This is a genomic window from Mesorhizobium norvegicum, from assembly GCF_004919685.1.
GTDB classification, from domain to species: Bacteria; Pseudomonadota; Alphaproteobacteria; order Rhizobiales; family Rhizobiaceae; genus Mesorhizobium; species Mesorhizobium norvegicum.
The window spans coordinates 58,546-81,589 of sequence record NZ_SMYZ01000066.1; the positions used below are offsets into that span (position 1 = coordinate 58,546).

Genomic DNA, 23,044 nt, shown 5'->3' on the forward strand with positions numbered 1-23,044 from the left:
CCGTCAATCTCGATTGATGCGAGCAGGATTCAATCAAGGCGCAGTGCGTCGCTTCTGAAGATCAAGGAGAGAAAAGTATGGCGAGAGCGCGAATTGGCGTGGCGCGGGCAATGACAGCGGCTGTCGTCCTCATCGTTGCGGGACAGGCCGGCGCGGCAGATGTTGGGCAAGCCGCGAGCGTCCCGCAGGCAGAAGCCTGCGTCGCGGAAGCGCCAAGCCCCTGGCAAATCCGCCTGCGTGCGTTGGGGGTGATCACCGAGGATTCGGGCTATGTCAATGCGGTGCCCGGCTCCGGTCTTTCCTATTCGAACACCGTGACGCCGGAACTCGATATCTCATATTTCTTCACGGACAACATCGCCGCCGAACTCATACTCGGCACCACCTATGCCAACATCGACGGCCAAGGTGCGATCGGCGGGCTTGGCAAGGTCGGCAAGGTTTGGCTGCTGCCGCCAACGGTGACATTGCAGTATCATTTTACCGATTTCGACGCCTTCAAACCCTATCTCGGCGCCGGCGTGAACTATACGATCTTCTATCATCAGCAAGTCGGCAGCGCCGATGATCTCAAGGTCAAGAACACATTCGGCGCCGCGCTGCAGGTCGGATTCGACTACATGGTGGACGAGCACTGGGGCGTCAACTTCGACGTGAAGAAGCTTTTCCTCAAGCCCGACTTCGACGTCACTGTCGCCGGCGCCAAGCTCACGGGCAAGGCCAAGCTCGATCCCTGGTTGATAGGCGCAGGTCTCACCTACCGCTTCTGAGGACGAACCACACAAAAGGGGCACTTTTCGAAGTCCGCGCGCGGATCATCCGTGCCGAGAAGTGGACCCGCGATGGTTCTTAAAGGAGTTGTTGGCATGCGCGTAGAAAACGATCATTGCGACGTGATCGGTGTGCCGGCCGCTCCCACGCAACTTGATCGTCTTTCTTCTGCGATTCTGCAGCAGGGGGGGATGGCGCGAGTGTCGCTGCCAGGCGGTGTGGTGGCCTGGGCGGCAGGCCGTCACCAGACGCTCAGGCAGATGCTTTCCGACCACCGTTTCAACAAGGACTGGCGACAGTGGCGGGCGCTGCAGGACGGCGAGATTCCCGAGGATCATCCGCTGATCGGGATATGCAAAGTGGACAACATGACCACGGCGCACGGCGCCGATCACCGTCGCTTGCGCGGCCTGCTGTCCAGCAGCTTCGCGCCCAGTCGTATCGCCTTGCTGGCGCCACGGATCGAACAATGCGTCGATCGACTCCTGGCCGAGATGGCGCAGCGCGGCGGCAGTGCCGATCTGATGTGCGAGTTCGCCGTTCCGCTGCCCACCAACGTGATTGCCGAACTGTTCGGTTTGCCGGACGAACAGCGTGAAGAGATCGTCGCGCTCACCTACAGCCTGGCCAACACCTCCGCCACAGCCGAAGAGGTGCGACAGACGCGGCAGCGCATCCCGGAGTTCTTCCGTCGCCTTATCGCGCTCAAGCGGGGCCAGCTCGGCGATGATCTGGCTTCGGCCCTGATCGTCGCCCGTGACAAAGGCGAGCTCGTTTCCGACACCGAGCTCATCGACATGCTGTTCATGGTGCTCTCTGCGGGCTTCGTGACCACCGCCAGCGTCATCGGCAATGGCGTGCTGGCATTGCTGACGCATCCGCAGCAACTGCACCTGGTGCGCAGCGGCCAAGTTCCTTGGTCACAGGCGATCGAGGAGATCCTGCGCTGGGGCAGCTCAGCGGCCAATCTGCCGTTCCGCTACGCCACCCAGGACGTGGAGATCGACGGATGCATGGTCCGCCGCGGCGATGCCGTCCTGATGGCGTTCCATGCGGCGAACCAGGACGAAAAGGCCTTCGGTCCCGGCGCCGACAGGTTCGATGTCACCCGGCGGCACAACCCGCACTTGTCATTCGGCGAGGGGCCGCATTCCTGCCTGGGCGCTGCGCTGGCGCGCCTGGAATTGCGCTGCGCCTTCCCCGCGCTGTTCGGGCGGCTGGAGGATCTGGCCCTGACCATCGCTGCGGAGGACATCGTCTACATGCCGTCTTACGTCATTCGCTGCCCGCAGCGCCTGCCGGTCAGCTTCCGCCCTTCCGTCGCTTAGAGAGTGCGGCATTCACCCCGGATTCGGTGATTCCCGGTTCGCCGGGGTGGCTGGTCTCGCACGACGGGGGCGAGCATGCCCGGTTACGCACGATCGTGGCGCCGGCCTTCAGCAATCGCAGGGTGAAGCTGCTCGCGCAGCAGGTCGAGGCGATCGCCGCGCAGTTGTTCGAGACGCTGGCGGCCCAGCCCCAGTCCGCCGACCGAGGCGCCACCTCTCCTTTCCGCTTCCGGACATGGTTATCAGCGTGCTGATGGGCGAATGCGCAAGCACGCTGAGCGAAGCCGAGCGGGGAACAAATACCGGGATTCGCGGCGGACCGTGACGGCCTCGCCCCACTTTACGCTCTTGAGCCCGGCGACCTCGATCTGATCCGGCGTCGCCGATGGGGACAAGGATCTCTCCGAGCCTGCACTGATGTGAGGCCGCATCGTACACGGCCTTGGGAGAAAGAGACCGATCAGCGCAAGGGCACTATTCGCATCATCACATAAACATCTCGTTATATGTATTGACAAGGAGCGAAGCTGCTGTGATTGTGCGCATGTCATGGTTCTCCGCGCGGCACTGCCGTAGCGGAGCTAAGAGGGAAGCCGGTGCGATGCCGGCGCTGCCCCCGCAACTGTTAGCGGCGAGCCAAGCCCATTGGTGTCACTGAGGCGAACGGCCTCGGGAAGACGGGCAGAGGCTTTGACCCGCGAGCCAGGAGACCTGCCACGACGAACAACGTCCACGGGCGGGGTGTCTCGGTGGCCGCGGTAGCCTGGCTTCGTGCCGCCTGCTCGCGCGTTCCTTGTCCCCACGCCCCAACCATCGGGGTATGGCATGACTGTCTCTCAACAAATTCCTGTGGCAACGCTCGGCGTGCCGCGTATCGGTCGACGGCGGGAACTGAAATTCGCGCTTGAAAGCTACTGGTCCGGAAAATCGCCCGCTGCCGACCTGCTCGCGACAGCGAAGGCGCTGCGTGCCGCTGGCTGGAGGGAGCAGCACGATCGCGGCGTGTCGAAAATCCCGTCCAACGATTTCTCGCTTTATGACCATGTGCTCGACACCGTCGCCATGGTCGGCGCCGTGCCGGCACGATACACCTGGACTGACGGCGAGGTCCCACTCGATACCTATTTCGCCATGGCGCGCGGCAACCAAGGTCAGGCCGCTGATTGTGGACATGCCGGTGACGAGCATGCGGCCAACGGGCATGGCCTTGCCGCGATGGAAATGACCAAATGGTTCGACACCAACTATCACTACATTGTGCCGGAACTTACGGACGATCAGAGCTTTGCCCTCTCGTCGGCGAAACCGGTCGATCATTTCCTCGAGGCCAAGGCGCTCGGCATCCACACGCGCCCGGTCCTGCTTGGACCGGTTACCTTTCTCAAGTTGGCGAAGTCACCTGAGGAAGGTTTCAACCCTATCGCGCTCCTGCCACGGCTGCTGCCCGTCTACGAGGAGCTCCTGCGGAGGCTGAAGCTCGCGGGAGCCGATTGGGTGCAGATCGATGAGCCGGCGCTCGTGGTCGATCTGGTTCCCAACGAACGGGATGCGCTCCAACTCGCCTACTGCCGGCTGTCAAAAGCAGCACCGGAGTTGAAGATCATAGTCGCTACCTATTTCGGATCGCTGGGAGACAATCTCGAGACCGCAATTTCTCTGCCCGTGGCGGGACTGCATGTCGATCTCGTGCGCGCTCCAGAGCAGTTGGAGACCGTCGGCCGGCTCGCGCAGAAGGACCTTGTGCTCTCGCTCGGGCTGATCGACGGCCGCAACGTCTGGCGCGCGAACCTGCCTGCCATACTTGACCGCATCAAGCCGATCGTCGCCGGCTGGCCGCTGGACCGCGTGGAGATCGCCCCGTCCTGCTCGATGCTGCATGTGCCGATCGACCTGGACATGGAGACGGCACTCGATGCGGACGTGAAATCGTGGCTCGCCTTCGCGGCGCAAAAAACCGACGAGCTGGTCGTGCTCGCCCGTGCCCTGGCTGAAGGCCGGGACGCGGTCGCCGCCGAACTAGAGGCGTCGGCTGAGGCTGCCGCCGCTCGCGCGACATCCGCTAAGGTGCATGATCCGCTCGTCGAAGGTAGGGTCGCCAGCATCAAGGTCGCCATGACGCGCCGGAAGAGCGCATTCGACGTGCGCTCCAAGCTTCAGGGCGACACGTTTGGCTTGCCATCCTTCCCCACCACGACGATCGGCTCGTTTCCGCAAACAGCCGAGGTTCGCAAGGCGCGGGCAGCCCATGCCAAGGGCGAGCTGAGTTACGTCGACTATGAGGCCTTCCTGAAAAAAGAGATAGAAGCCGCCGTTCGCTGGCAAGAAGAGATCGGACTCGACGTGCTGGTCCACGGCGAATTCGAGCGCAACGATATGGTGCAGTATTTCGCCGAGCAGCTCCGCGGCTTTGCCTTCACGCAGCATGGGTGGGTGCAGAGCTATGGCTCGCGCTTTGTGCGACCCCCGATCATCATTGGCGATGTGTCGCGACAACAGCCGATGACACTACACTGGTGGCGATATGCCCAGTCGCTGACGCTAAAGCCGGTGAAGGGCATGCTTACCGGCCCGGTGACGATCCTCAACTGGTCCTTCGTCCGAGACGACCTTGCCCGCTCAGCCGTCTGCCGCCAGGTCGCGCTCGCCATTCGCGATGAAGTGAGCGACCTCGAAAAGGCCGGCGCCAGGATGATCCAGATCGACGAAGCCGCACTGCGCGAGGGCTTGCCGCTGCGCGAGGCCGACTGGGAGGCCTATCTCGACTGGGCCGTCGAATGCTTCCGGCTGGCTTCAACGGCGGTCGGCGATGCGACCCAGATCCACACCCATATGTGCTACTCCGAGTTCGGCGATATCGTGGACGCGATTGCCGCAATGGATGCCGATGTGATCTCCATTGAAACCTCGCGCTCGCAGATGGAACTGCTCGATACGCTTCGAACCTACAAGTATCCGAACGAGATCGGTCCTGGCGTCTATGACATTCACTCGCCGAGGGTCCCGGAAGTGGGCGAGATTTCCAACCTCATCATGCTTGCGCGCGAGCGATTGTTGGATGGCCAACTGTGGGTGAATCCCGACTGCGGTCTCAAAACGCGCAGGTGGGAGGAGGTCCGCCCTGCCCTGGTGAACATGGTGGCTGCGGCACGCGCAATCCGGGAAAAAGCGCAGACCGCGTAGGGCTCGGTCACACTCGCCGGCGGTGAGCGGCAACGCCACACCGGACGATCGAGGGGCGTCTCCGGCGCACCCAAAAAAATCGTGCTGCCGGTGACGAAGCGCCTCGGCAAGCTTGGCCTGGCCGAGGCCCTTGTTGCGGCGCCTCGAAGTCAACTGTTCCGGAGGCCGGCGTTGGCGGCGATCGAAGCAGGCTTCGGTCTCAAATGAGCCGGCCAGAAACGAGACGGCTCACCGCCAGCCAGTTTCGGATTATTCCGGATTGGGATAATCCAGCATCACTATCATCTCCCCGACCTTGGTCGCCGAACCCCGGTCCCGACCATCGGGAGAGGCATTGGCGATCACGCGCCGCCGGTCCGCGGAGCGTGTTCCGGGAAATCGGATGCAGGGCCAAGCTGGGGGAAGGTTCAAACGGCACTTCCGGAGACTGTTGAAGCGGCCGACGCTCTGCCATCTGCAGCGGGCCAATTCCCGCTCGATGGCTCCGTCTCCTCTGGCTGCAATCACGATCACCGCGACGGCGAAGCCGAGCGGCCGCAGCTGGCTGGCGGACCCTTGTGTTTTGATGGTGGAAGATCAGGCGCCGGACTAGGAAAGCCGTCGCGGAAAGAGCGGGGTTGGCTTGCTCCTGGCCGAGGCCGGCAGAGGTATTCGGACCGCGCTCAATCGCGATGCGCAGATGGCCGAAATTCACGAGCGGCGTCCCAAATCTCAATCGCTGCGCAGAATGCGTGCTTCGAGTGCGGCTGCGACGAAAGCTCGTCGAGCGGCTGGTGGATGGGTCTTACCGCGTAACACCTGCAGACAGGTGTCCATCGCTATCCTGCGTTTATCGGTCTCATGATGCAGATCCCGCATCAAGATAGCGGCCGCGTCGTTGACGTCGAACACGACACGCTCCGAGCTGCGGCGGCTAAGCTGAACTACGACTGGCCTCTCAAATCTGATCAACCCGGTCATCCCCCTCCTCCACAGCCACTATGCGGCAAACAGCCCGGGTCGCATTTCTTAACTCAGCCGAACGCGACCGCTGCACCTGCGCCATTGAGCCTGGCCATTGGCGGGCAAGCGATCGCCATGAGGCGCGTCCGGCCATGGTCAGCTTGCGTGCGATCTGCGGTTGTGCAGTCGATGGTGAGGAACTGCTTCTCATTCGCGTGGTCTAGCTGTGAAACCTGGACATAGTGCACTGTTTGACGCGCCTCGCCAGTCTCAAACATGTCGTCGATGTCTACACCTGCACTTTTCCACTGCCCGATCTGCAGGCGGCGATCCACTGCATCGCGGTGGTTGCATCTTCCAATATGGCGACCCGCTTCGCAAAGCCGAAAAAGGCATTGCGCGCCGTGCTTACCGGCTTGCGCCCATCGTATGCATCGTAGCATGCCCTCAGGGCGGCTTCGTGGATCAGGTCTCTGCGGTCTTCCGGCCATTCGTTGAGAAAATCGATTGCATCCGCAAGGCCGGCAATCTCTTGGATGATGTGCGTTGCGCGCTTCACAAAAAGGGGGCTGCTGAAAGCCTCAGCGTTCATTGGTTTCTCCCAACTTTCTAAATAGCCAATTTGCGGTGAAGAGGCGCCGCATCGACACGGCGACCCTGGCACAATGTGTTGTCAGGGCGATGACGGTTCAAGAGGAAGATCCGTGACGGCGACCGGGCGTGCAGCGATCCGCCAACACATCATGCAATGGCTTGGTTGCCATCAAAGGCGGTCGTCACTATTAAGCTATGAAGTGATTCTTAACCGGCTAGTCTAATTCCGCAGGAGCGTTTTCATGACCGACGAAACCGAGAGCAAAGCCGACAACCTCATCGAACTCACCGCCCATGTCGTCTCAGCCTATGTTTCGAACAATCCGGTTCCCGTCGGTGAACTGCCTGGGCTTATCGGCCAGATACACATCGCATTGAAAGGCACTGCTGGTGGTGCCGCACCAGAAAAGTCAGAAGCTCTCAAGCCTGCCGTACCGATCAAAAAATCGGTTACACCCGATTACATTTTCAGCCTTGAGGACGGTAAGAAGTTCAAGTCGCTCAAGCGTCACCTGGCTACCCACTATGGCCTTACGCCCGACGAATATCGCGCGAAATGGGAGCTGCCGGCGGACTATCCCATGGTGGCGCCGAATTACGCTGCGGCGCGCTCGGCATTGGCCAAGACGATGGGTCTGGGCCGCAAGCCGAAGGAACCGGGAACGCCGGCACCTGCCAAGCGTCCCCGCAAAAAAGCCGCAGCCTGACCGCACTTTTTCAGGATGGGCTAAGCGGATCAGACATCCTTTTCGCACTCGCGAGATAAAATTTGTGCGTTGCAATATCCGCGGCAATCGGTATGATCATGTTGTCGGCCATTTACTCCTCCCAGATGTGGTGCCGACGCTGAATGGGGCGCACCTCCTCCCGCGTCTCATTCTAAATCGAGCCCGCTGCCACCTCCTCCCGGTAGCGGGCTTTTTCTTTGTCTGAGGCGCGATTTCGGTAGGGCCAACGCATTTGGCTCTAAGCGAGGCGAATGCTCCGAACTTCCAGGCCTTTCTTGCCCTGCCCGTATTGGACAAACACCTTCTGACCCTCCATCAGCATGCTCAGTCCTGAGCGGGTCAGCGCGGTGGCATGAACGAAGATGTCCTTCTCACCGTTTTCAGGAGCAATGAAGCCGAAGCCCTTTTGGGGATTGTACCACTTGACCGTGGCCTCGCTCTCCAGCTGGGCACTCGTCCCGGCGGTGGACTCTCCAGTGCGACGCGTATGTAGCTGAGTTCTCGCGGTCTGATCGCTGACCTCCAGCACTTGCGCGACCTGATGACCTCTTGGACTTTCTTCCGTTGTGACCTTGAGACGCGTTCCCTCGGAAACACCGCGGCTCCCGGCCGCCTCCAGCACCCGGATGTGCAGATAGGCCTCGATGCCCTCCTGCAATTTGACAAAGCCAAAACCCTTGCTGGTGTTGAACCACACCACTTCGGCGTCGACAGGATCCGCGGTTACAGTGGACGAACGCTGAAAGTAGCTTGGCTCGGAAGACCGTTCGGAAAAAGAAACCGCGTCATTGTCATGACGATGCCGGCGTGGCTCACGATGGTCTTTGTATTTGCCCATGATCGTCCGACTGGCTTGAACAACGCACTGCGCTCCCGGCAGGATAATCTCAATCGGCGATGCGTTGATGTCAATTCACCAGTTGGCCGCTTCGCCCGCTCGATCGCATCACGATCCCGGCCGATCTGTTGCCACACGAGTCGACGATGGCGAGTGAGCACTATATGCGACGGATCGAGCTGCTGAACGGAAAGCTCCCCTGCATCGCAAGGCAGAAGGTTCGCACTGGAGGGCGACAACGGCATCAACCTATCGATCACGGCATGCCGCGGGCTGCCGTCTCACGCGGATGCGCATCCGACATTTCGATTTACGCGCACTTTTTCCGCACAGCCTGCAGGAGGGCAGACGGGCAGCTCGTCATTAAATCGCCCGGCTAAATCAACCCCGCCTGCTCAGCCTCGCGGCGCAAATTCTGCCGTGGCCTGGGGCCGATCTGCTGGATCACCAATCCGGCCGCCAGCGAGCCAAGATCGCCGCAGGCCTTGAGGTCGCGGCCTTGCGTGTAACCATGCAGGAAACCGGCGGCGTAGAGATCGCCGGCGCCTGTCGTGTCGATCAGTTCCTTGATCGTGGTTGCCTGGATGACCACGGTCTCGTCGCCGCGAACGATGATCGAGCCTTTTTCCGAGCGGGTGACGGCGGCGATCCGGCAATCCTTGCGAATCTGCGCCAGCGCCTCGTCGAACGATGACGTCTGGTAGAGCGACTTGATCTCGTGGCTGTTGGCGAAGACGATGTCGACAGTGCCCGAGCGCATCAGGTCGAGGAACTCGTCGCGGTAGCGGTCGACGCAGAACGAATCCGAGAGTGTCATCGAGACCTCGCGGCCGGCTGCGTGCGCCAGCTTCGCCGTCTGCCGGATCGCTTCCTTGGCGCGCGGCGGATCCCACAGATAGCCCTCGAAATAGGTGACCTTGGCGCCGGAAGCCTTGTCGGCCTCGACATCTTCCGGCCCGAGCTCGACGCAGGCGCCAAGATAGGTGTTCATCGAGCGCTCGCCGTCGGGGGTGACGAAGATCATCGAGCGCGCCGTCGGCGGCAGGCCCTTGAGCGGCCTGGTGTCGAAGGCGACGCCTTGCGCATGGATGTCGTGGGCGTAGATTTCGCCGAGCGCATCGTTCGAAACCTTGCCGAAGAAGGCGGCGCGCCCGCCGAAACTGGCGACGCCGGCCGCTGTGTTGCCGGCGCTGCCGCCGGAGGCCTCGATCGCCGGGCCCATGCGGCTGTAGAGCAGTTCGGCGCGCTGGGTATCGATGAGGTTCATCGCACCCTTGATGATGCCGTTGGTCTCGAGGAAGTCCTCGTCGCACTGGGCGATGATGTCGACAATGGCATTGCCGATGCAAAGCACGTCATAGTCCGGCATCAATGTCTCCGCCAACTACCCACCGGCTTTCTGCCATGCCGGCCAGGCGCGGGTCTAGCGAGTTGAAATGGGTTGCCGCATGCGCTTGATCCAGCGGCCCTCACGCAGCTGCCGGTCCTGCTTCACGCAGCAGGTCCTCGGCTCTGTCCGTCTTCTCCCAGGTGAACTCAGGCTCTTCACGGCCGAAGTGTCCGTATGTCGCAGTCTTGCGGTATATCGGGCGTAAGAGATCAAGCATCTTGATGATGCCTTTCGGTCGGAGATCGAACAGCTCAAGAACAAGGCACTCGATCCTTTTTTCCTCAATCCTTGCGGTTCCAAAGGTGTTGACCATGACAGAAACCGGACTGGCCACGCCGATCGCGTAGGCAAGCTGAACCTCGCAGACCTCCGCAAGGCCGCTGGCGACGATATTCTTCGCGACATACCGGGCGGCATAGGCCGCCGAGCGATCAACCTTGGATGGGTCCTTGCCCGAAAAGGCGCCGCCGCCGTGACGCCCCGTTCCACCGTAAGAATCGACGATGATCTTGCGTCCAGTGAGGCCGCAGTCGCCGGCAGGCCCACCGACGACGAACCGCCCTGTTGGGTTGACCAGAAATCTGATCCCCGAAGTATCCAAGTCAGGCGGCAAGAGCGGCTTGATGATCTCCTCAATGACGCCTTCGCGGACTGTATCTTGGGAGACCGCCGCGTCATGCTGCGTTGACAGGACTATGGTGTCCAGCGCCACCGGGCGGAGACCCTCGTAGCGTACGGACACTTGAGACTTCACATCCGGACGCAGCCAGCCAAGCTGTCCCGTTTTCCGGACCTCTGCCTGTCTTTTCGTCAAATGGTGAGCGAGTTGGATCGGCAACGGCATCAATGTATCGGTCTCGTTGCATGCGAATCCAAACATGAGGCCCTGATCCCCCGCCCCCTGCTCGAGATCCTGCCCTCGTCCTTCGTCAACGCCCTGGCTTATGTCGGGCGACTGCTCGGTGAGAGCCAGAACAACGGCGCAACGTCGACCATCAAAGCCGATGGCATCGTCGTCGTAGCCAATATCGAGGATCGTATCGCGGGCGACTTGGCTGTAATCGATTTCCGCGTAGCTGGTGATCTCGCCAGCCAGAACGACCATCCCTGTCTTCACCAACGTTTCACAGGCGACGCGCGCCTTCGGGTCGGTGCGGAGGATGGCATCGAGGATGGCATCGGAGATGTTATCTGCCATCTTGTCGGGGTGTCCCGCGCCGACGGATTCGGAAGAAAACACGAACTGCCTGGTCATGGAATGTCCTCGCTGCAAGTGTTGGAAGGTGGGGAGTTTCTGGATTGGGGTGGCTTACCGGTCGGGGATGCCGGGGACGTCGAACGCAGTGCAGAAGTTAGCAACGTCTCTTCGTACGCTCGCATGAACTTCTGGGTCGTCGGGCTGGCGGCAGACCGAGTCAATAAAAGCGGCGATCTGCACCATTTCCCCCTCACGCATGCCCATGGACGTCACTGCCGGCGACCCTAACCGGATCCCGCTTGTAACCGCTGGATCGCGCGGGTCGCCCGGCACCATGTTGAAGTTCGTAATGATGCCTGCCTTGGCCAGGCGCTCGGCATAGGCTTTGCCTGATAGCGGCCGGTCCCGCAGATCAAGGATCAGCATGTGATTGTCAGTCCCGCCGGTGACCAGGTCATAACCACGGTCCAGAAGCGCCTCGGCCAGAGCCTTGGCATTTTTGACGATCTGCTGACCGTAGGTACGGAAAGAGGGGGTCGCGGCTTCCTGCAAAGCAACAGCTAGCGCGGCGATGACATTCATGTGCGGCCCACCTTGCAGTTGAGGAAACACCGCGCGATCAATCCGTCTGGCGAGATTATATTTGCTCGTCGGATGATAGAGCGCCTGATAGCGATCTTCATTCTTCGACAAAATAAAGCCTCCACGGGGGCCGCGGATCGACTTGTGAGACGTGCTGGTGACGACGTCGCAATGGCGCACGGGATTCGGATGCGCTCCAGCGACAATCAGGCCGCTGATGTGCGCAATGTCGGCGACGAGATAGGAGTTTGCCTCCAGAGCGACTTCTACCATTGCCGCGTAGTCAAAGGCACGCGGATAGGCAGTTCCGCCGACCCAAATCAGTCTCGGCCGTTCCCGCCTGGCGGTCTCGCGCAAGCGGTCATAGTCAATTTGCTGCGTCTGTTCGTGCAGCCCATATGGGACGCGTTGATAATCAGTGCCGGAAAAGTTGACGGACCAACCATGAGTCAGATGGCCGCCTTCGGGTAAAGGCAAGCCCATGACTTTGTCACCGGGGCTCAAAAGCGCACGATAGACAGCCTGGTTGGCTGGCGAGCCCGAATAAGGCTGGACGTTGGCGTGCTCACTGCCAAAGAGCGCTTTCAGGCGCTCGATGGCGAGGGTCTCAAGCTCATCGACGATCTCGTTTCCCGCGTAGTAGCGCGCACCCGGGTACCCTTCGGCATACTTGTTCGTGAATATAGAGCCGGTCGCTTCCAGTACGGCCGAAGAGGCAAAGTTCTCGGATGCGATGAGTTTGAGCGTTGTCCGTTCCTGCCGCTCCTGTCTTAGAAGCAGTTCGTGAACGCGGCAATCGACGTGGATCAAGGAAGACCGTCCGTATGTGCCGGGCTCTGCGATGGCTGCGTCAGCGGAGTTGTCCATGGTAGTCGCGCTCCATTGGCTTAATCTATTCCACGATCAAGCAGCAGTCCCCTTCGATCACGCGTCTTGTGCCGCCTCGAGCCGCTCCAGGTCGCGCTTATGATACCCATCGTCGTGGGGCAGGAGATCGACCAGGAATTGAACCAACCCTCTGTCCTTGCCTCCTGCATTGAGATGATATGAGCACCAAGGACCTTGTCGATTGCGGCAAAGAAAGTCAGCTCTGGCGAGCATCTGGACGTGTCGCGCAACGCGCTCCCGACGAAGATCGAGAATCTCCGCCAGTTCGCGGACAGTGAGGTCGGCATGTGCGCAAAGGCCCAGGATCCGAAGGCGATCAGGATGCGCTGCTGTCATCAGGCGATCGACAAGTATCTTCATTGGTCGGCACGACGCCAAATAGAAGAACCGAACCCTCGTCCTGCCGGCTTTGTCATTTCGCGCTCTCCGCAGATGCTGTCCGGCGGCGGAACATTAAACGACACCAGGTTTCTGCCGCCACTGAACTTGAAAGTTGTGGTGAGCGTAACATTGACAGCGATTTGCGGTCGCAAAGATTCCATAAATTTCCTTGAAGGATCTGTTGCAACGCCTAAACAAGAACGCAACGAGATTGGCGAGGTGCTGGTAAGACGGCAAGCTGGCGAACTGCTTGGCCAAGAGGGGGAGGCGATCGGCGCACTTTTCCCCAGGCGGCAGTGCTAACCTGCATGGTGCACCTGATCCGCCATTTACTTGATTTCGTATCACAGAAGGATCGCAAAGCCGTCGTGCCGACGCTCAGCGCTATCTGCCGTGGCGCGAACGGCAAGCCGGCACGGAGGGTCTGGAGGACTTCGAGGCCGGCGACCGGGCCGGCGATACCCGGCGATCACTCGAAGCTGGCGGCGCGACTGGCAGCACGTCGTGCCTCTTCGCCTATCCGAGTGCGCGCAGCATCATCTACACGGCGGATGCGCTCGAAATGTCCGCGGCGCGTCGGCGCCATCTCCAATAGCGCTTAATCCTGGTCAGTCAGGTCGCACCAGATCGATATGGCTACACGGAGGACGTGACGATGGTGGGGTTCCTGTTGCCCTTCTCCAGCCCGCTGATGTACTGCTGGCTGAAGCCAGAGATCTCGGCAAGCTGCTCCTGCGTCGAGCCGGTCTTCTCTCCGATCCTGCGAGCATTTCGTCCGACCAGCTTGCGCGCTCCATGCGCGGGTCAGCGGATCACGGACCTTGTCATCGATTTGCCCGAACCATCTGCCGCGGGGGGCAGTAAATCCAGGGATGCGATTTGACACGTTGGTCGCTCGAGCCAAGCACAGCACGAGTTATCGGTCACGCAAGCGACGCACATGTGCGAGAACCTCGCAAGGGTCGATTTCGAGCGCTTCCGCTACGTCGAGGAACTCAATGACGTCCATGCGACGTTCACCGCCCTCATACTTGGCCACGAAAGACTGTGGGCGGCGAAGCGCTTCGGCAACCTTGGCCTGGGTTAAGCCCTTGTTCTTGCGCGCCGCTATCAGCTGTTCCAGCAGCCGGCGTTGGCGGGGCGAACGAAGGGATTTCGGCATCAGATGAACCGGCCAGAAGGGAACCGGCTCATCGACTAATCCCAGTTTCGGATTATCCCATTTTAGGATATATTTGCAATCCACAAGGCAAGCCGCACCATGGAGCAAACTGTATGGTCGAGACCATGTCGAAGAAAAGCGGGCTCAGTTCATGGGCGGCGGTTGCGCGCCATCCAGATCGATTTCGGCAATCCGGGATGGGGCCGGATCGCCTTTGTTACTGCGGCGGCCTAATCAACTCACAAGGATCAACGTCAAGCGCTTTTGCCAACCGGCCAAGCACACTGACACTTGCCGAAACCCGAGCACGCTCGATCGAGCCCACATAGCGCATGCTCAGCTCTGCGCGGGCAGCCAATTCTTCCTGCGTCAGGTCCTGATCATGGCGCAAACGACGCATGTTGATCGCCATGACTTCCGTGAGGTCCATGGCGAGATAGGGACCAGAACCGGAACTATCGTTCTAGGAACGATCGTTCCTATTCGCTATGGTGAGCCGACCGAGGAGAAGCCGTGCCCGATCACAACAAACCCCAAACCGGCAAGAGGGTCGCGATGAAACGCAAAGTCCAAGACGAAGTCCCCTGGTCGGACAGCCTGACCGCTTACGACAATGAGCACTTCACCATCTATATGAGGCTCCTGGACGCGTCCGCCGACGACGCCAGCGAAGACGAGATGGCGCAGCTCGTCCTCGGCATCGATCCGATGCGAGAACCTGAGCGTGCTCGAATGGCGGTTCGCAGCCATCTCGATCGGGCAAACTGGATGGTTACGACTGGATACAAAGAACTGTTCGCGCGCTGAGCGGCTCCAGGTGAGCTATTCCAATCATCTTAGACGAGGAAATCCCGATAGCCACGATCCATGAGCATGTGACCGCGCCGGACGGCACGGCGAATTCGATCGCGAAGGTGGTTGCGCGGATCCGTCCAGTCGGCCTGGACGCGTTGTCGAGCCAACAGGGCCATTGCGATTTGGCGATGCGATGCCCCGCCTAGCGAGCCGTCGAGCGCCTGAAGAACAAAGCGCAGACGGCTAGCGCGCGCTTCGGGCGGAAACAGCCTGTCGGGAAGTTGTCCGGTCGCGTGAAGAGCATTAAGGCATTCGAGCGCATTCAGGTGCTGCCTCATCCGATCGGCGGGCCAGATCGCGTCGACGGAGAGCCGAACGGGGCGCAAAACCTCCGCGCCCTCCACGACAAGTTGGAGGTCCCGGTGAGCATTTCGCAGCATGACGTGCTGTCGACCGTCCGCCGTGATCATGAGTGCCGCCTGACATGGCAATGTAGCGAGATCAAACGAAAGCGTTCCGGGCGACAGTGCCTTTTTCGCAATGACCGGCAGGACATGCGGGCATTGGCGGGAGCACCAGAACACAGCCGCATCAGGCCCTAACGAGCTTGCGAAACAGGAGCCCCCACTGCGTGAGATCGAGCGACGATCTCACCACTTCTACCTCGAACCACCTTTCTGCAAATTCTGCCTGCTCAAGCGCGTGCCTGCAGTCACGCTGGAAGGCCGGATTGCGCCGCAGGAATTCCCAGGCCCAGCCGCGTCGCGTCAGGTGCCGCGTATAGCGATAAGATTTCTCATCCTGCCAGTCCGGCCAGTCGGCGTCATTACCTATCATAGCCATGTCAGGCGCCCGTGCAGAGCACCGGCGCCCACAGTACGGGACCGCCAAGACTGCCATTGTGGCGGACCGCAGCAAGGCTCTCCTCTGAGACATCCAAACAGCCAGCAACGGCGCGCGTGGTGCCGATTGTCTGGGGCTGACCGATCCGGGCCAGCGGCCATCCGGCGCGACGCAGGATTCGCTCCATGCGCAAATCTGTAACCGGTATGGGTAAGCCGCCGCAACAAACCGAACTCGATCATGCCGGCGAGGAGTTCATAGGTGGCAGCAGCAATGTTCCCACTGCCCTTCGGTTCAGACGGTGGAAGATCAAGGGCGAAACGGCTGCTTTTCCAGACACTCGGTTCCTCGGGTACCGTTCTCCCCTCCGACAGCCTCGAAAAGACATCTTGCAACATCGTCGGCCCCGTCGAGGGCAGGAGGCGTACGCCGCCCCCGACGCGACTGGCCGAATCGCGCAACACAAGATAGTGCGGTTTCAGGGAATCGATTGAATCGATCTCGAAGCCCCCGGTCGTGCGCACGTTCCAGTCGAGCCGCTCCTTGAAGACGCGGTAGCGCAGGCGGTGTATTAGTTCGTCGGCAAAGGCGCCGTACCAGCCGGGCGCAATAAGCTCAATCATGATGGTCTCCTCGCAGATATGACCCTGCCATTGGAGGCGAACCTTCATGCCGCGACTGCCTGTGCATTTGCACAGGTGGAATAAAGAGAGATTTTGTTCCTCAGGGAATTGATGATCGTGAGGAGGCCAGCAGCGTCACCGCCTGATTTTTGGTGCGCACGCCGAGCTTCTTCTTGGCATTGTCCAGATGGAAAGCGGCCGTGCGCTCCTTGATCCCCAAGATGCAGCCGATCTCCCAGGCGGACTTGCCCTTTGCCGTCCATTGCAGGCATTCGTACTCACGAGGCGTCAGCGAAACACCATCCACCGCCAGCCCACCCGAAAGCTTGCGGCGAACGCCAATGTGAAAACACATTGCCATAATCTCGAGCGCTTGCTCATATTGCTCGGCGGTGCGCAGGAAGGTCGGATCGAGCTTGTCTGCCGCGAAGGTCATCGCAGCGACACCGCCGCGGCGGTCGACAAGTGGTATCGTCAGTCCGCAGCAGATGCCGAATTCGGCAGCCTCGTCGAAAAGCTGTTGCTGTCGCTTTGAAATGCCGGCATGGCCGAAACCCAGTCCCCACTGAAAGGGACATTCGCTGCACCGTGCCCGTTCTATGACCGGATCAATCCTTTCATATTGGTGGCGCAAGTAGTGCGACGTCCAGCCGGAATTATAGTTCGATATCAGCCTGGGTTTGGTGACGCGATCAGACACCAGAGACAGATAGGCGAATGCGGGAATGTCGAAGGCACCGGCGGCGCTGGCCAGTGCGTTATGGAAGTCGACTTCATCAACGCTCAAAGACAACTGTTCCAGCAAAGTTTCGAAGACGAGCTGCATTTTCTCCTGCGGCTGTTTTCAATTAGACATGGGACTTTCTGGCTTCTTGGCAGCTACGGCGAGAAGACTCGCCCCCCAAGATATTCGACGCTGGAGAGAATTCACCGCGGTAACTACTCCCCGGACCTTGGGTCATGTGAAGGGAGATGCGTGCGACCTCCACGCCGGCTGCCGTCAGCCGCGCGTCGGAAACTGCGATTGTGGGCGGTTGCCATGGTGTAATAGAAATATCGACGCTCGATGTGGCATCCGGATATGCAGATGACCTCCTTCTCGAACTCTCGATTGCGGACGCGCTACAATCATCCTGATCCAGCGGGGCAAAAAAGGCGCCCTGCCGGCGGGGAGGTACACCGGCAGGGCGCGCCGCACAAACGTCCTGGTCGTTGGGCAACAGGACAGCGGCGGCAGAACTGATTTGGTTACCGGTTGCGATCGAAGTCATCCGAAGCATGCTTAGAATCTGACGGCTTGAAGTTTAGCAGTTTCGGTCGGCTCGGCGCGAAATGCGCTGTCAACCCGTCCTCATCAATGGGACACCAATGGTAACCAGTCCTAACGACAGGCTGGCGTCAAAGCGTCTGGTCCGTGGGAAAGTTCCTCCCAGTGACCACCACATTGGGTACCGGGATGTCGTTGAACTCGGGGCTCGCTTCCGTCGGCGCTCTCAAGTTTCATATCGCACCCTCGGACTTCAGCGCGCGATAGGTCGTCTCGACTGATTTCGCGGTTGCGTCGACGACTATGTCGATCTCCTTCCGGGTGATAATCAAAGGCGGGGCAAAGCCGAGGATATCGCCGTGCGGCATGGCGCGGCCGATGACACCGTTCTCGAACAGAGCAGCGGCGACGCGAACGCCGACCTGAAGATCGGGTTCAAACGGTATCCTTTGTTTTGGATCCCGCATCAGCTCTACTGCGGCGAGGATTCCGACACCACGAACCTCGCCGACGATGGGGTGTCCGGCCAGTTCGGTATTCATGCGGGCGTGCCAATACGGTCCGACATCGCGGACATGCTCCAAGATGTTTCTTTCCTTCAGGAGTCGAATATTGGCGAGCGCGGCCGCAGCGCAAAGCGTGTGACCCGAATATGTCCAGCCATGGCCGAGGGCGCCATGCTTCTCTGTTCCTTGTTCCAAGACCGACCAGACGCGGTCGCCAATGATTGACCCGGAGATGGGCAGGTAGGCGGAACTCAACCCCTTGGCGATGGTCACGAAGTCGGGCCGCATGCCATAGAGGTGGGAACCGAATTTCTCACCGGTTCGTCCAAACCCGCAGACCACTTCGTCGGCGATCAGCAGGATATCGTACTTGTCGAGCACGCCTTGGACAGCGGTCCAGTATCCTTTTGGGGGTGGAATGATACCGCCTGTCCCAAGCACCGGCTCTCCGATAAAAGCTGCGACGGTCTCGGGGCCTTCAGCGTGGATGAGGGCTTCAAGTTCGTCGGCACAACGGCGGGAGAACGCCTCCTCACTTTCGCCGTCATGCGCCTGGCGATAGTGGTGCGGCGTCGTGGTATGGCGTACCAAGTCCAGCGGCAGGTCGAAGAAATTATGGAAGAAGGCAAGGCCTGTCAGGCTCCCGGTGACCAAGCCAGACCCATGATAGCCACGATGTCGCGAGATGATCTTCTTCTTTTCAGGGCGGCCCAGAATGTTGTTGTAGTACCAGACCAGCTTGATGTTGGTTTCGTTGGCGTCGGAGCCGGAAAGGCCGAAAAAGACCCTTCGCATGTTCTGACCAAAATATTCGACGACGGCCTCTGCCAAGAGGGCGACTGGCTCTGTTCCTTGACTTGCATAGACATGGGCGAACGGCAATTCGTGTGCTTGCCGGGCAATGGCATCGGCAATTTCCGTGCAGCCATATCCCATATTGACGCAGTAGAGCCCGCCGAAACCGTCGAGGCTCTTTCGGCCCTCGGTGTCCCAGATATAGACGCCTTCCGCACCGGCCATAATTCGGTTTGGCGTCTCGCCTCGGCTGTGCTTGGCCAGATGCGTAGACGGATGAAAGACGAAGCTTCGATCCTTCTCTCTGAGTTGCTCGGTCCCCAGATTGCTCAAGCGCATGGTCCCTCTCCTCGCGATGGATTGGCGGAGGGCACTCGGTCAGCCGCCTCCTTAGCAATTAGCATACCGCAAACGCCCCTCAACTTTCGCGGGAATGCATGTCCTTAGCCGACGATTTCGCGGAATCGGGATCAAAAGCCGTGGAAACCAAGACTTGGGTCACTGTTGCTTTAGTGCGGACAAGGGAATCGGCGAATTGGATTTGACTGGTTTGGTCACGACAAGACTGTAATATTGATCAATCCCTAGGCCTGCCTGCAGCAGTCCCTCCATGAAATCCTGATACGCGGCCATAGACGGAGATGCGACGCGCATCAGATAATCGATCCGTCCCCCGATAGCCCAGCAATCCAGGATTTCCGGAAATTCTCCGATCGCAGTCTCGAAGTGTCTTTGGTCCTCGAGGCGATGACGTTCCAGCACGACCTCCACCATGACAAAGACCATGCCGCCGATGAGGGCCGGACTCAGCCGCGCGTAGAACCCCTCAATAATCCCTGCTGTCTGGAGTGCACGGAGCCGCTCCGAGCAGGCCGACGCCGAAAGATGAACGCGTTTTGCAAGCTCGCTTTTTGAGATCCGGCCGTCTGACTGAATCTCTGAGAGAATCCGGAAGTCCCAAGCGTCCAGGCGCGCAGGATTGGGTTTCGACTTCATGACCTTGTGCTCTTAAGCCGTTGTCGACAATGGAACTGACGCCAACCAACCGAGCCTGGCCGGGAACGCTCAAACGCCGATGTTGCGTGCGATGCTGTCCGCCGCCATGCGCTTACGCCACTCAAGAGGCCCCGAATTGTGAATGGAGTTTCCCTCAACATCGACAGCCATGATGACAGGCATATCCTGCACCTCGAATTCATAGACTGCTTCCATGCCCAGGTCTTCGAAGGCAATGAGCCGCGCTGACTTGATTGATTTTGATATCAAGTAGGCAGCCCCACCCACTGCGATGAGATACGGCGTTTTGTGTCTTATAATCGACTCGATGGCCGCCCGCCCCCTCTCCGCTTTGCCGACCATCGCGAAAAGCCCGGTTTCGGCGAGCACCTTGTCCGTAAAATCGTCCAAGCGGCTGGAGGTTGTTGGGCCAGCCGGTCCGACGACCTCATCTCTCACCGCGCGGACGGGGCCAACGTAGTAGATAACGCGTCCCTGCAGATCGAACGGAAGCGGCTTGCCGGCGTCAATCAACTCGACGATTCGCTTGTGGGCAGCGTCACGGCCTGTCACCATCTTTCCGGACAGAAGGAGCGTTTCACCACAGCGCCACGATGCCGTCTCTTCCTTGGTCAACGCATCGAGGTTGACTCTTCGCACGCCGGCTGGACTCAATTCGTCGGTTCCAAGGTCGGGCCATTCGCGCAAATCGGGCGGCTGAAGCCTGATGGGTCCAGAGCCGTCCAAAGTAAACTTCAAGTGCCGGTTGGCGGCGCATTGCGGAATGAGCGCCACGGGCTTGGACGCCGCATGGGTAGGATAGGTCGCAACCTTGACATCGACGACTGTCGTCAGGCCACCAAGGCCTTGGGCGCCGATGCCCAGCGCGTTAATCCGTTCATAAAGTTCAATCCGCAGTGCCTCTTCCGCGCCTGAAGGCCCCCTGGCAATCAATTCCGCCATATCGATGGGCTGGTTCATGGCCTCCTTGGCCAGCAGCATCGCCTTTTCAGCGCTACCACCGATGCCAACGGAGATCAGGCCGGGCGGACACCACCCACTGCCAAGCGTCGATACTGTGTCAATCACCCAGTCGGAAACGGAGGCGCTGGGGTTCAAGGTGGTAAAACGTGCTTTGTTCTCCGACCCGCCCCCTTTTGCGGCAATGGTGATCTCAATCTGGTTACCTTGCACAAGGTCAACGTGGACGACCGCCGGCGTGTTGTCACGGGTGTTGACCCGTCCGGCGAGCGGATCGGCAACGATCGATGCCCGAAGAGGATTGTCAGGATCGAGATATGCCTGACGGACGCCCTCATTCACGAGATCTGCGAAACTGACCGTTGATTCGATGCGGGCTTCCATGCCGACTTTTGCAAAGACCACCACAAGGCCGGTGTCCTGGCAGATCGGCCGCCGCCCGAAGGCCGCCATGCGGGAATTCAGTAGAATCTGCCCGATGGCATTCTTCGCCGCCGGGCTCTGTTCGCGCGCGTATGCTTGCGAAAGAGACCGGATATAATCTGGAGGATGGTAGTACGAGATGTACTGAAGGGCGTCGGCCACGCTCCTTGTGATGTCCTTGCCGGCTATGGTCCGTGTTCTATTTCCCACCGGATTTCATCCAAATGAGCTGAGGCCGTTGACCATTTTCAAGATCTGGAAGCTCCGCACTCCCTGCTCGCCTCCTTCATATCCATAGCCGCTCTGTTTGACGCCCCCATAGGGCGCATCCGCGGAAACCCCTTTCAGGTAATTCACACTGACAGCGCCTGCTGAAAGACTGTTGATAAGCTTCTGTTGCGCATCGGCAGCGCCGGTGAAGAAATAGGCGGCCAGGCCGTACTCGGTGGCGTTGGCTTCCTCGATGGCCTCCTCAAGCGTGTCGAACGGCGCCACCGTGAGGATCGGCCCGAACGGCTCTTCATGAAGCACTCTGGCATCCTTTGGCACACCCGTTAGGATGGTTGGCGGCCAGTAAAAGCCCGGTCCGTCGAGGCGGGTTCCACCGGTCTCGATGCGGGCGCCACGATCGACCGCATCCTTGGTCAGACGCTGCATGGCCTCGATTCGCCGCGCATTTGCCATCGGACCCATGTCCGTTGCAGGGTCGTCCGGTGCGCCGATCTTTATCTTGCGGGCCGCATCCGTCATCCGGGACAGGAATTGCTCATAGAGAGACCGAGCGACAAGAATCCTGCTGGGCGCATTGCAACTCTGGCCCGCGCACTCGAACTTGTATTCCGAGATCGCGGGTATGGCCTTTGCCAGGTCGGCATCCTCGCACACAATAACCGGAGAGTGCCCACCGAGTTCAAGAATGCAGCGCTGCAAGTTATTCGCGGCGAGCATGGCCAGCTGTTTTCCAACCGCCGTTGAACCGGTGAAAGTCAAGACCTTCACGGTTGGGGAACTCAGGAGATGCCGCGATATATGCACCGGAACACCGAAGACCAGATTGACCACGCCGTCGGGGATGCCTGCTTGGCGCAACGATTCAACGATATGGACAGCAACGCTCGGTGTCTCTTCAGCCCCTTTGAGGATCACCGGGCAGCCTGCCGCCAGCGCGGGGGCGAGCTTGCGGGCTATGAGAACGGCCGGATAGTTCCAGGGCGTGAAGGCAGCAACGACACCAAGGGGCTCGGGGACGATCATCCGGTTCGGGCCCAACGGAATAGGGGCCGACAGCTCTTCGGCGTGCTCGCCGTTCCACTCCAGTGTTTCGACGGCGCGTGCGTACTCACCTGTCGCTTCGGCAATCGTCTTTCCCTGTTCGGCCGACAGGTCCCTGGCTGCTGCTTCAATCTTCGTTGCCAAAATTCTTGCGGCTGCTACCAGGATCTCGCCACGATATTTGGCTGGCTGTGAGGACCACGCCTTGCGGCTGCGCTCTGCCGAAGCGAGGGCCTCATCCAGATCGGACACCGTCGCCGAAGCCACCGAGGCAAATACCTTCTCCATCGCCGGGTTAATCACCGGCAATGTTGCTTTGCTGCCACCGGCTCGCCATTTGCCGTTAATGAAGAGCTCGTAGCTCCTGGCGTCGACCATCGCGTGCTCCACTCAAAGTGAATTCTTGCCATACGAGCGCCGTTCGATACCGAACCCGGTAACTCGCCTGAGCCAGTTTCATCGCGAGTGTCGCGCCAGGTCAAATATCGAATATTGCCGAAATCCATCTGGAATCCAGATCGATCTGATTCTGATCGCCGCAAGAGGTCATGGCATTGCCAT

Annotated in this window: 22 protein-coding genes, 3 pseudogenes and 1 riboswitch; of the genes and pseudogenes, 7 read left to right on the plus strand and 18 right to left on the minus strand. The window is 60.0% G+C overall.

What is annotated here, in order from left to right; translation table 11 throughout:
- Positions 1-77 precede the first annotated feature (77 nt).
- The 4 genes and pseudogenes from FCU66_RS26640 (at position 78) to metE (ending at position 5,279) form a co-directional block, all read left to right on the plus strand.
- Entirely contained in the window at positions 78-770 is a 693-nt protein-coding gene (locus tag FCU66_RS26640) for an OmpW/AlkL family protein (protein WP_136617870.1), read from the plus strand.
- Between the two features lie 96 nt (positions 771-866).
- Positions 867-2,099, plus strand: a complete 1,233-nt coding sequence (locus FCU66_RS26645; RefSeq protein ID WP_136617869.1) for a cytochrome P450 family protein — start codon at positions 867-869, stop codon at positions 2,097-2,099.
- Positions 2,066-2,358, plus strand: a pseudogene (locus tag FCU66_RS26650) (cytochrome P450); the annotation flags it as partial. The gene FCU66_RS26645 and the pseudogene FCU66_RS26650, both read left to right, overlap by 34 nt.
- Positions 2,359-2,632: 274 nt before the next feature.
- Positions 2,633-2,832, plus strand: a riboswitch (cobalamin riboswitch).
- Between the two features lie 116 nt (positions 2,833-2,948).
- Positions 2,949-5,279, plus strand: coding sequence for a 5-methyltetrahydropteroyltriglutamate--homocysteine S-methyltransferase (metE, locus tag FCU66_RS26655; RefSeq protein WP_136617908.1), 2,331 nt, complete (start codon positions 2,949-2,951; stop codon positions 5,277-5,279).
- A 711-nt stretch (positions 5,280-5,990) separates the two neighbouring features.
- On the opposite strand, the gene FCU66_RS26660 is transcribed toward metE, so the two are convergent.
- On the minus strand, positions 5,991-6,239 hold the full coding sequence (locus tag FCU66_RS26660) for a DUF982 domain-containing protein (RefSeq protein ID WP_136617868.1): 249 nt from the start codon (positions 6,237-6,239) through the stop codon (positions 5,991-5,993).
- A gap of 271 nt (positions 6,240-6,510) precedes the next feature.
- On the minus strand, positions 6,511-6,813 hold the full coding sequence (locus FCU66_RS26665; RefSeq protein ID WP_136617867.1) for a DUF982 domain-containing protein: 303 nt from the start codon (positions 6,811-6,813) through the stop codon (positions 6,511-6,513).
- 244 nt (positions 6,814-7,057) lie between these two features.
- Between FCU66_RS26665 and FCU66_RS26670 the strand changes: the two genes are divergently transcribed.
- Positions 7,058-7,522 carry a Ros/MucR family transcriptional regulator gene (locus tag FCU66_RS26670; protein ID WP_136617866.1) on the plus strand — a complete coding sequence of 155 codons (465 nt, stop codon included), beginning with the start codon at positions 7,058-7,060 and terminating at the stop codon, positions 7,520-7,522.
- 259 nt (positions 7,523-7,781) lie between these two features.
- Here the strand turns inward: FCU66_RS26670 and FCU66_RS42580 are convergent, their stop codons facing one another.
- From FCU66_RS42580 to FCU66_RS42870, 5 genes are all read right to left on the minus strand, one after another.
- A complete protein-coding gene (locus tag FCU66_RS42580; protein WP_136617865.1) occupies positions 7,782-8,381 on the minus strand; it encodes a cold-shock protein in 600 nt (199 codons plus the stop codon).
- Between the two features lie 376 nt (positions 8,382-8,757).
- Positions 8,758-9,750, minus strand: a complete 993-nt coding sequence (locus FCU66_RS26680; RefSeq protein ID WP_136617864.1) for an adenosine kinase — start codon at positions 9,748-9,750, stop codon at positions 8,758-8,760.
- 100 nt (positions 9,751-9,850) lie between these two features.
- Positions 9,851-11,026: a methionine adenosyltransferase gene (gene metK / locus FCU66_RS26685; RefSeq protein ID WP_136617863.1), complete on the minus strand. Its 1,176-nt coding sequence runs from the start codon at positions 11,024-11,026 to the stop codon at positions 9,851-9,853.
- Positions 11,027-11,080: 54 nt separating this feature from the next.
- The gene (locus FCU66_RS26690) at positions 11,081-12,418 is read right to left on the minus strand and encodes a serine hydroxymethyltransferase (RefSeq protein ID WP_136617862.1); all 1,338 of its coding nucleotides are present in this window, start codon (positions 12,416-12,418) and stop codon (positions 11,081-11,083) included.
- Positions 12,419-12,475: 57 nt separating this feature from the next.
- Positions 12,476-12,799, minus strand: coding sequence for an ArsR/SmtB family transcription factor (locus FCU66_RS42870; protein WP_136617861.1), 324 nt, complete (start codon positions 12,797-12,799; stop codon positions 12,476-12,478).
- Between the two features lie 329 nt (positions 12,800-13,128).
- Between FCU66_RS42870 and FCU66_RS42875 the strand changes: the two genes are divergently transcribed.
- Positions 13,129-13,422 (plus strand): hypothetical protein, encoded by a 294-nt coding sequence (locus FCU66_RS42875; RefSeq protein ID WP_136617860.1) that lies wholly within the window; start codon positions 13,129-13,131, stop codon positions 13,420-13,422.
- Positions 13,423-13,428: 6 nt separating this feature from the next.
- On the opposite strand, the pseudogene FCU66_RS26705 reads toward FCU66_RS42875, so the two are convergent.
- The 3 genes and pseudogenes from FCU66_RS26705 to FCU66_RS26715 form a co-directional block, all read right to left on the minus strand.
- Positions 13,429-13,603, minus strand: a pseudogene (locus tag FCU66_RS26705) (helix-turn-helix transcriptional regulator).
- 133 nt (positions 13,604-13,736) lie between these two features.
- A complete protein-coding gene (locus FCU66_RS26710) occupies positions 13,737-13,982 on the minus strand; it encodes a helix-turn-helix domain-containing protein (protein WP_136617859.1) in 246 nt (81 codons plus the stop codon).
- A 217-nt stretch (positions 13,983-14,199) separates the two neighbouring features.
- Entirely contained in the window at positions 14,200-14,412 is a 213-nt protein-coding gene (locus tag FCU66_RS26715) for a helix-turn-helix domain-containing protein (RefSeq protein ID WP_097571932.1), read from the minus strand.
- 125 nt (positions 14,413-14,537) lie between these two features.
- Here FCU66_RS26715 and FCU66_RS26720 point away from each other — a divergent pair, with 125 nt between their 5' ends.
- On the plus strand, positions 14,538-14,789 hold the full coding sequence (locus FCU66_RS26720; protein WP_027033327.1) for a DNA -binding domain-containing protein: 252 nt from the start codon (positions 14,538-14,540) through the stop codon (positions 14,787-14,789).
- Between the two features lie 29 nt (positions 14,790-14,818).
- Here the strand turns inward: FCU66_RS26720 and FCU66_RS26725 are convergent, their stop codons facing one another.
- The 8 genes and pseudogenes from FCU66_RS26725 to FCU66_RS26760 form a co-directional block, all read right to left on the minus strand.
- Entirely contained in the window at positions 14,819-15,247 is a 429-nt protein-coding gene (locus tag FCU66_RS26725; RefSeq protein WP_136617858.1) for a DUF2285 domain-containing protein, read from the minus strand.
- A gap of 121 nt (positions 15,248-15,368) precedes the next feature.
- A complete protein-coding gene (locus FCU66_RS26730; RefSeq protein WP_136617857.1) occupies positions 15,369-15,620 on the minus strand; it encodes a transcriptional regulator domain-containing protein in 252 nt (83 codons plus the stop codon).
- A 1-nt stretch (position 15,621) separates the two neighbouring features.
- A pseudogene (locus tag FCU66_RS26735) lies at positions 15,622-16,243 on the minus strand (acyl-homoserine-lactone synthase).
- 100 nt (positions 16,244-16,343) lie between these two features.
- Positions 16,344-17,069, minus strand: a complete 726-nt coding sequence (locus FCU66_RS26740) for an autoinducer binding domain-containing protein (RefSeq protein WP_136617856.1) — start codon at positions 17,067-17,069, stop codon at positions 16,344-16,346.
- 674 nt (positions 17,070-17,743) lie between these two features.
- Positions 17,744-19,150, minus strand: coding sequence for an aminotransferase (locus tag FCU66_RS26745; RefSeq protein WP_136617855.1), 1,407 nt, complete (start codon positions 19,148-19,150; stop codon positions 17,744-17,746).
- 159 nt (positions 19,151-19,309) lie between these two features.
- Positions 19,310-19,807, minus strand: a complete 498-nt coding sequence (locus FCU66_RS26750) for an Lrp/AsnC family transcriptional regulator (protein WP_136617854.1) — start codon at positions 19,805-19,807, stop codon at positions 19,310-19,312.
- 69 nt (positions 19,808-19,876) lie between these two features.
- Complete coding sequence (locus tag FCU66_RS26755) at positions 19,877-21,421, minus strand: fumarate hydratase (protein ID WP_136617853.1); 1,545 nt, start codon at positions 21,419-21,421, stop codon at positions 19,877-19,879.
- Between the two features lie 6 nt (positions 21,422-21,427).
- Positions 21,428-22,861, minus strand: coding sequence for an NAD-dependent succinate-semialdehyde dehydrogenase (locus FCU66_RS26760; protein WP_136617852.1), 1,434 nt, complete (start codon positions 22,859-22,861; stop codon positions 21,428-21,430).
- Positions 22,862-23,044: the final 183 nt, after the last annotated feature.

Bases quoted from the DNA above. Each gene is read 5' to 3' on its own strand.
- FCU66_RS26745 (WP_136617855.1), bottom strand. From the start codon at position 19,150: ATGCGCTTGAGCAATCTGGGGACCGAGCAACTCAGAGAGAAGGATCGA.
- FCU66_RS26670 (WP_136617866.1), top strand. From the start codon at position 7,058: ATGACCGACGAAACCGAGAGCAAAGCCGACAACCTCATCGAACTCACC.
- FCU66_RS26740 (WP_136617856.1), bottom strand. From the start codon at position 17,069: ATGCAGCTCGTCTTCGAAACTTTGCTGGAACAGTTGTCTTTGAGCGTT.
- FCU66_RS26725 (WP_136617858.1), bottom strand. From the start codon at position 15,247: ATGATCACGGCGGACGGTCGACAGCACGTCATGCTGCGAAATGCTCAC.
- FCU66_RS42875 (WP_136617860.1), top strand. From the start codon at position 13,129: ATGGTGCACCTGATCCGCCATTTACTTGATTTCGTATCACAGAAGGAT.
- FCU66_RS26760 (WP_136617852.1), bottom strand. From the start codon at position 22,861: ATGGTCGACGCCAGGAGCTACGAGCTCTTCATTAACGGCAAATGGCGA.
- FCU66_RS26730 (WP_136617857.1), bottom strand. From the start codon at position 15,620: ATGGCTATGATAGGTAATGACGCCGACTGGCCGGACTGGCAGGATGAG.
- FCU66_RS26660 (WP_136617868.1), bottom strand. From the start codon at position 6,239: ATGACCGGGTTGATCAGATTTGAGAGGCCAGTCGTAGTTCAGCTTAGC.
- FCU66_RS26710 (WP_136617859.1), bottom strand. From the start codon at position 13,982: ATGCCGAAATCCCTTCGTTCGCCCCGCCAACGCCGGCTGCTGGAACAG.
- metK (WP_136617863.1), bottom strand. From the start codon at position 11,026: ATGACCAGGCAGTTCGTGTTTTCTTCCGAATCCGTCGGCGCGGGACAC.
- FCU66_RS26645 (WP_136617869.1), top strand. From the start codon at position 867: ATGCGCGTAGAAAACGATCATTGCGACGTGATCGGTGTGCCGGCCGCT.
- FCU66_RS42870 (WP_136617861.1), bottom strand. From the start codon at position 12,799: ATGAAGATACTTGTCGATCGCCTGATGACAGCAGCGCATCCTGATCGC.
- FCU66_RS26640 (WP_136617870.1), top strand. From the start codon at position 78: ATGGCGAGAGCGCGAATTGGCGTGGCGCGGGCAATGACAGCGGCTGTC.
- FCU66_RS26680 (WP_136617864.1), bottom strand. From the start codon at position 9,750: ATGCCGGACTATGACGTGCTTTGCATCGGCAATGCCATTGTCGACATC.
- FCU66_RS26665 (WP_136617867.1), bottom strand. From the start codon at position 6,813: ATGAACGCTGAGGCTTTCAGCAGCCCCCTTTTTGTGAAGCGCGCAACG.
- FCU66_RS26715 (WP_097571932.1), bottom strand. From the start codon at position 14,412: ATGGACCTCACGGAAGTCATGGCGATCAACATGCGTCGTTTGCGCCAT.
- FCU66_RS42580 (WP_136617865.1), bottom strand. From the start codon at position 8,381: ATGGGCAAATACAAAGACCATCGTGAGCCACGCCGGCATCGTCATGAC.
- FCU66_RS26750 (WP_136617854.1), bottom strand. From the start codon at position 19,807: ATGAAGTCGAAACCCAATCCTGCGCGCCTGGACGCTTGGGACTTCCGG.
- FCU66_RS26720 (WP_027033327.1), top strand. From the start codon at position 14,538: ATGAAACGCAAAGTCCAAGACGAAGTCCCCTGGTCGGACAGCCTGACC.
- FCU66_RS26690 (WP_136617862.1), bottom strand. From the start codon at position 12,418: ATGGACAACTCCGCTGACGCAGCCATCGCAGAGCCCGGCACATACGGA.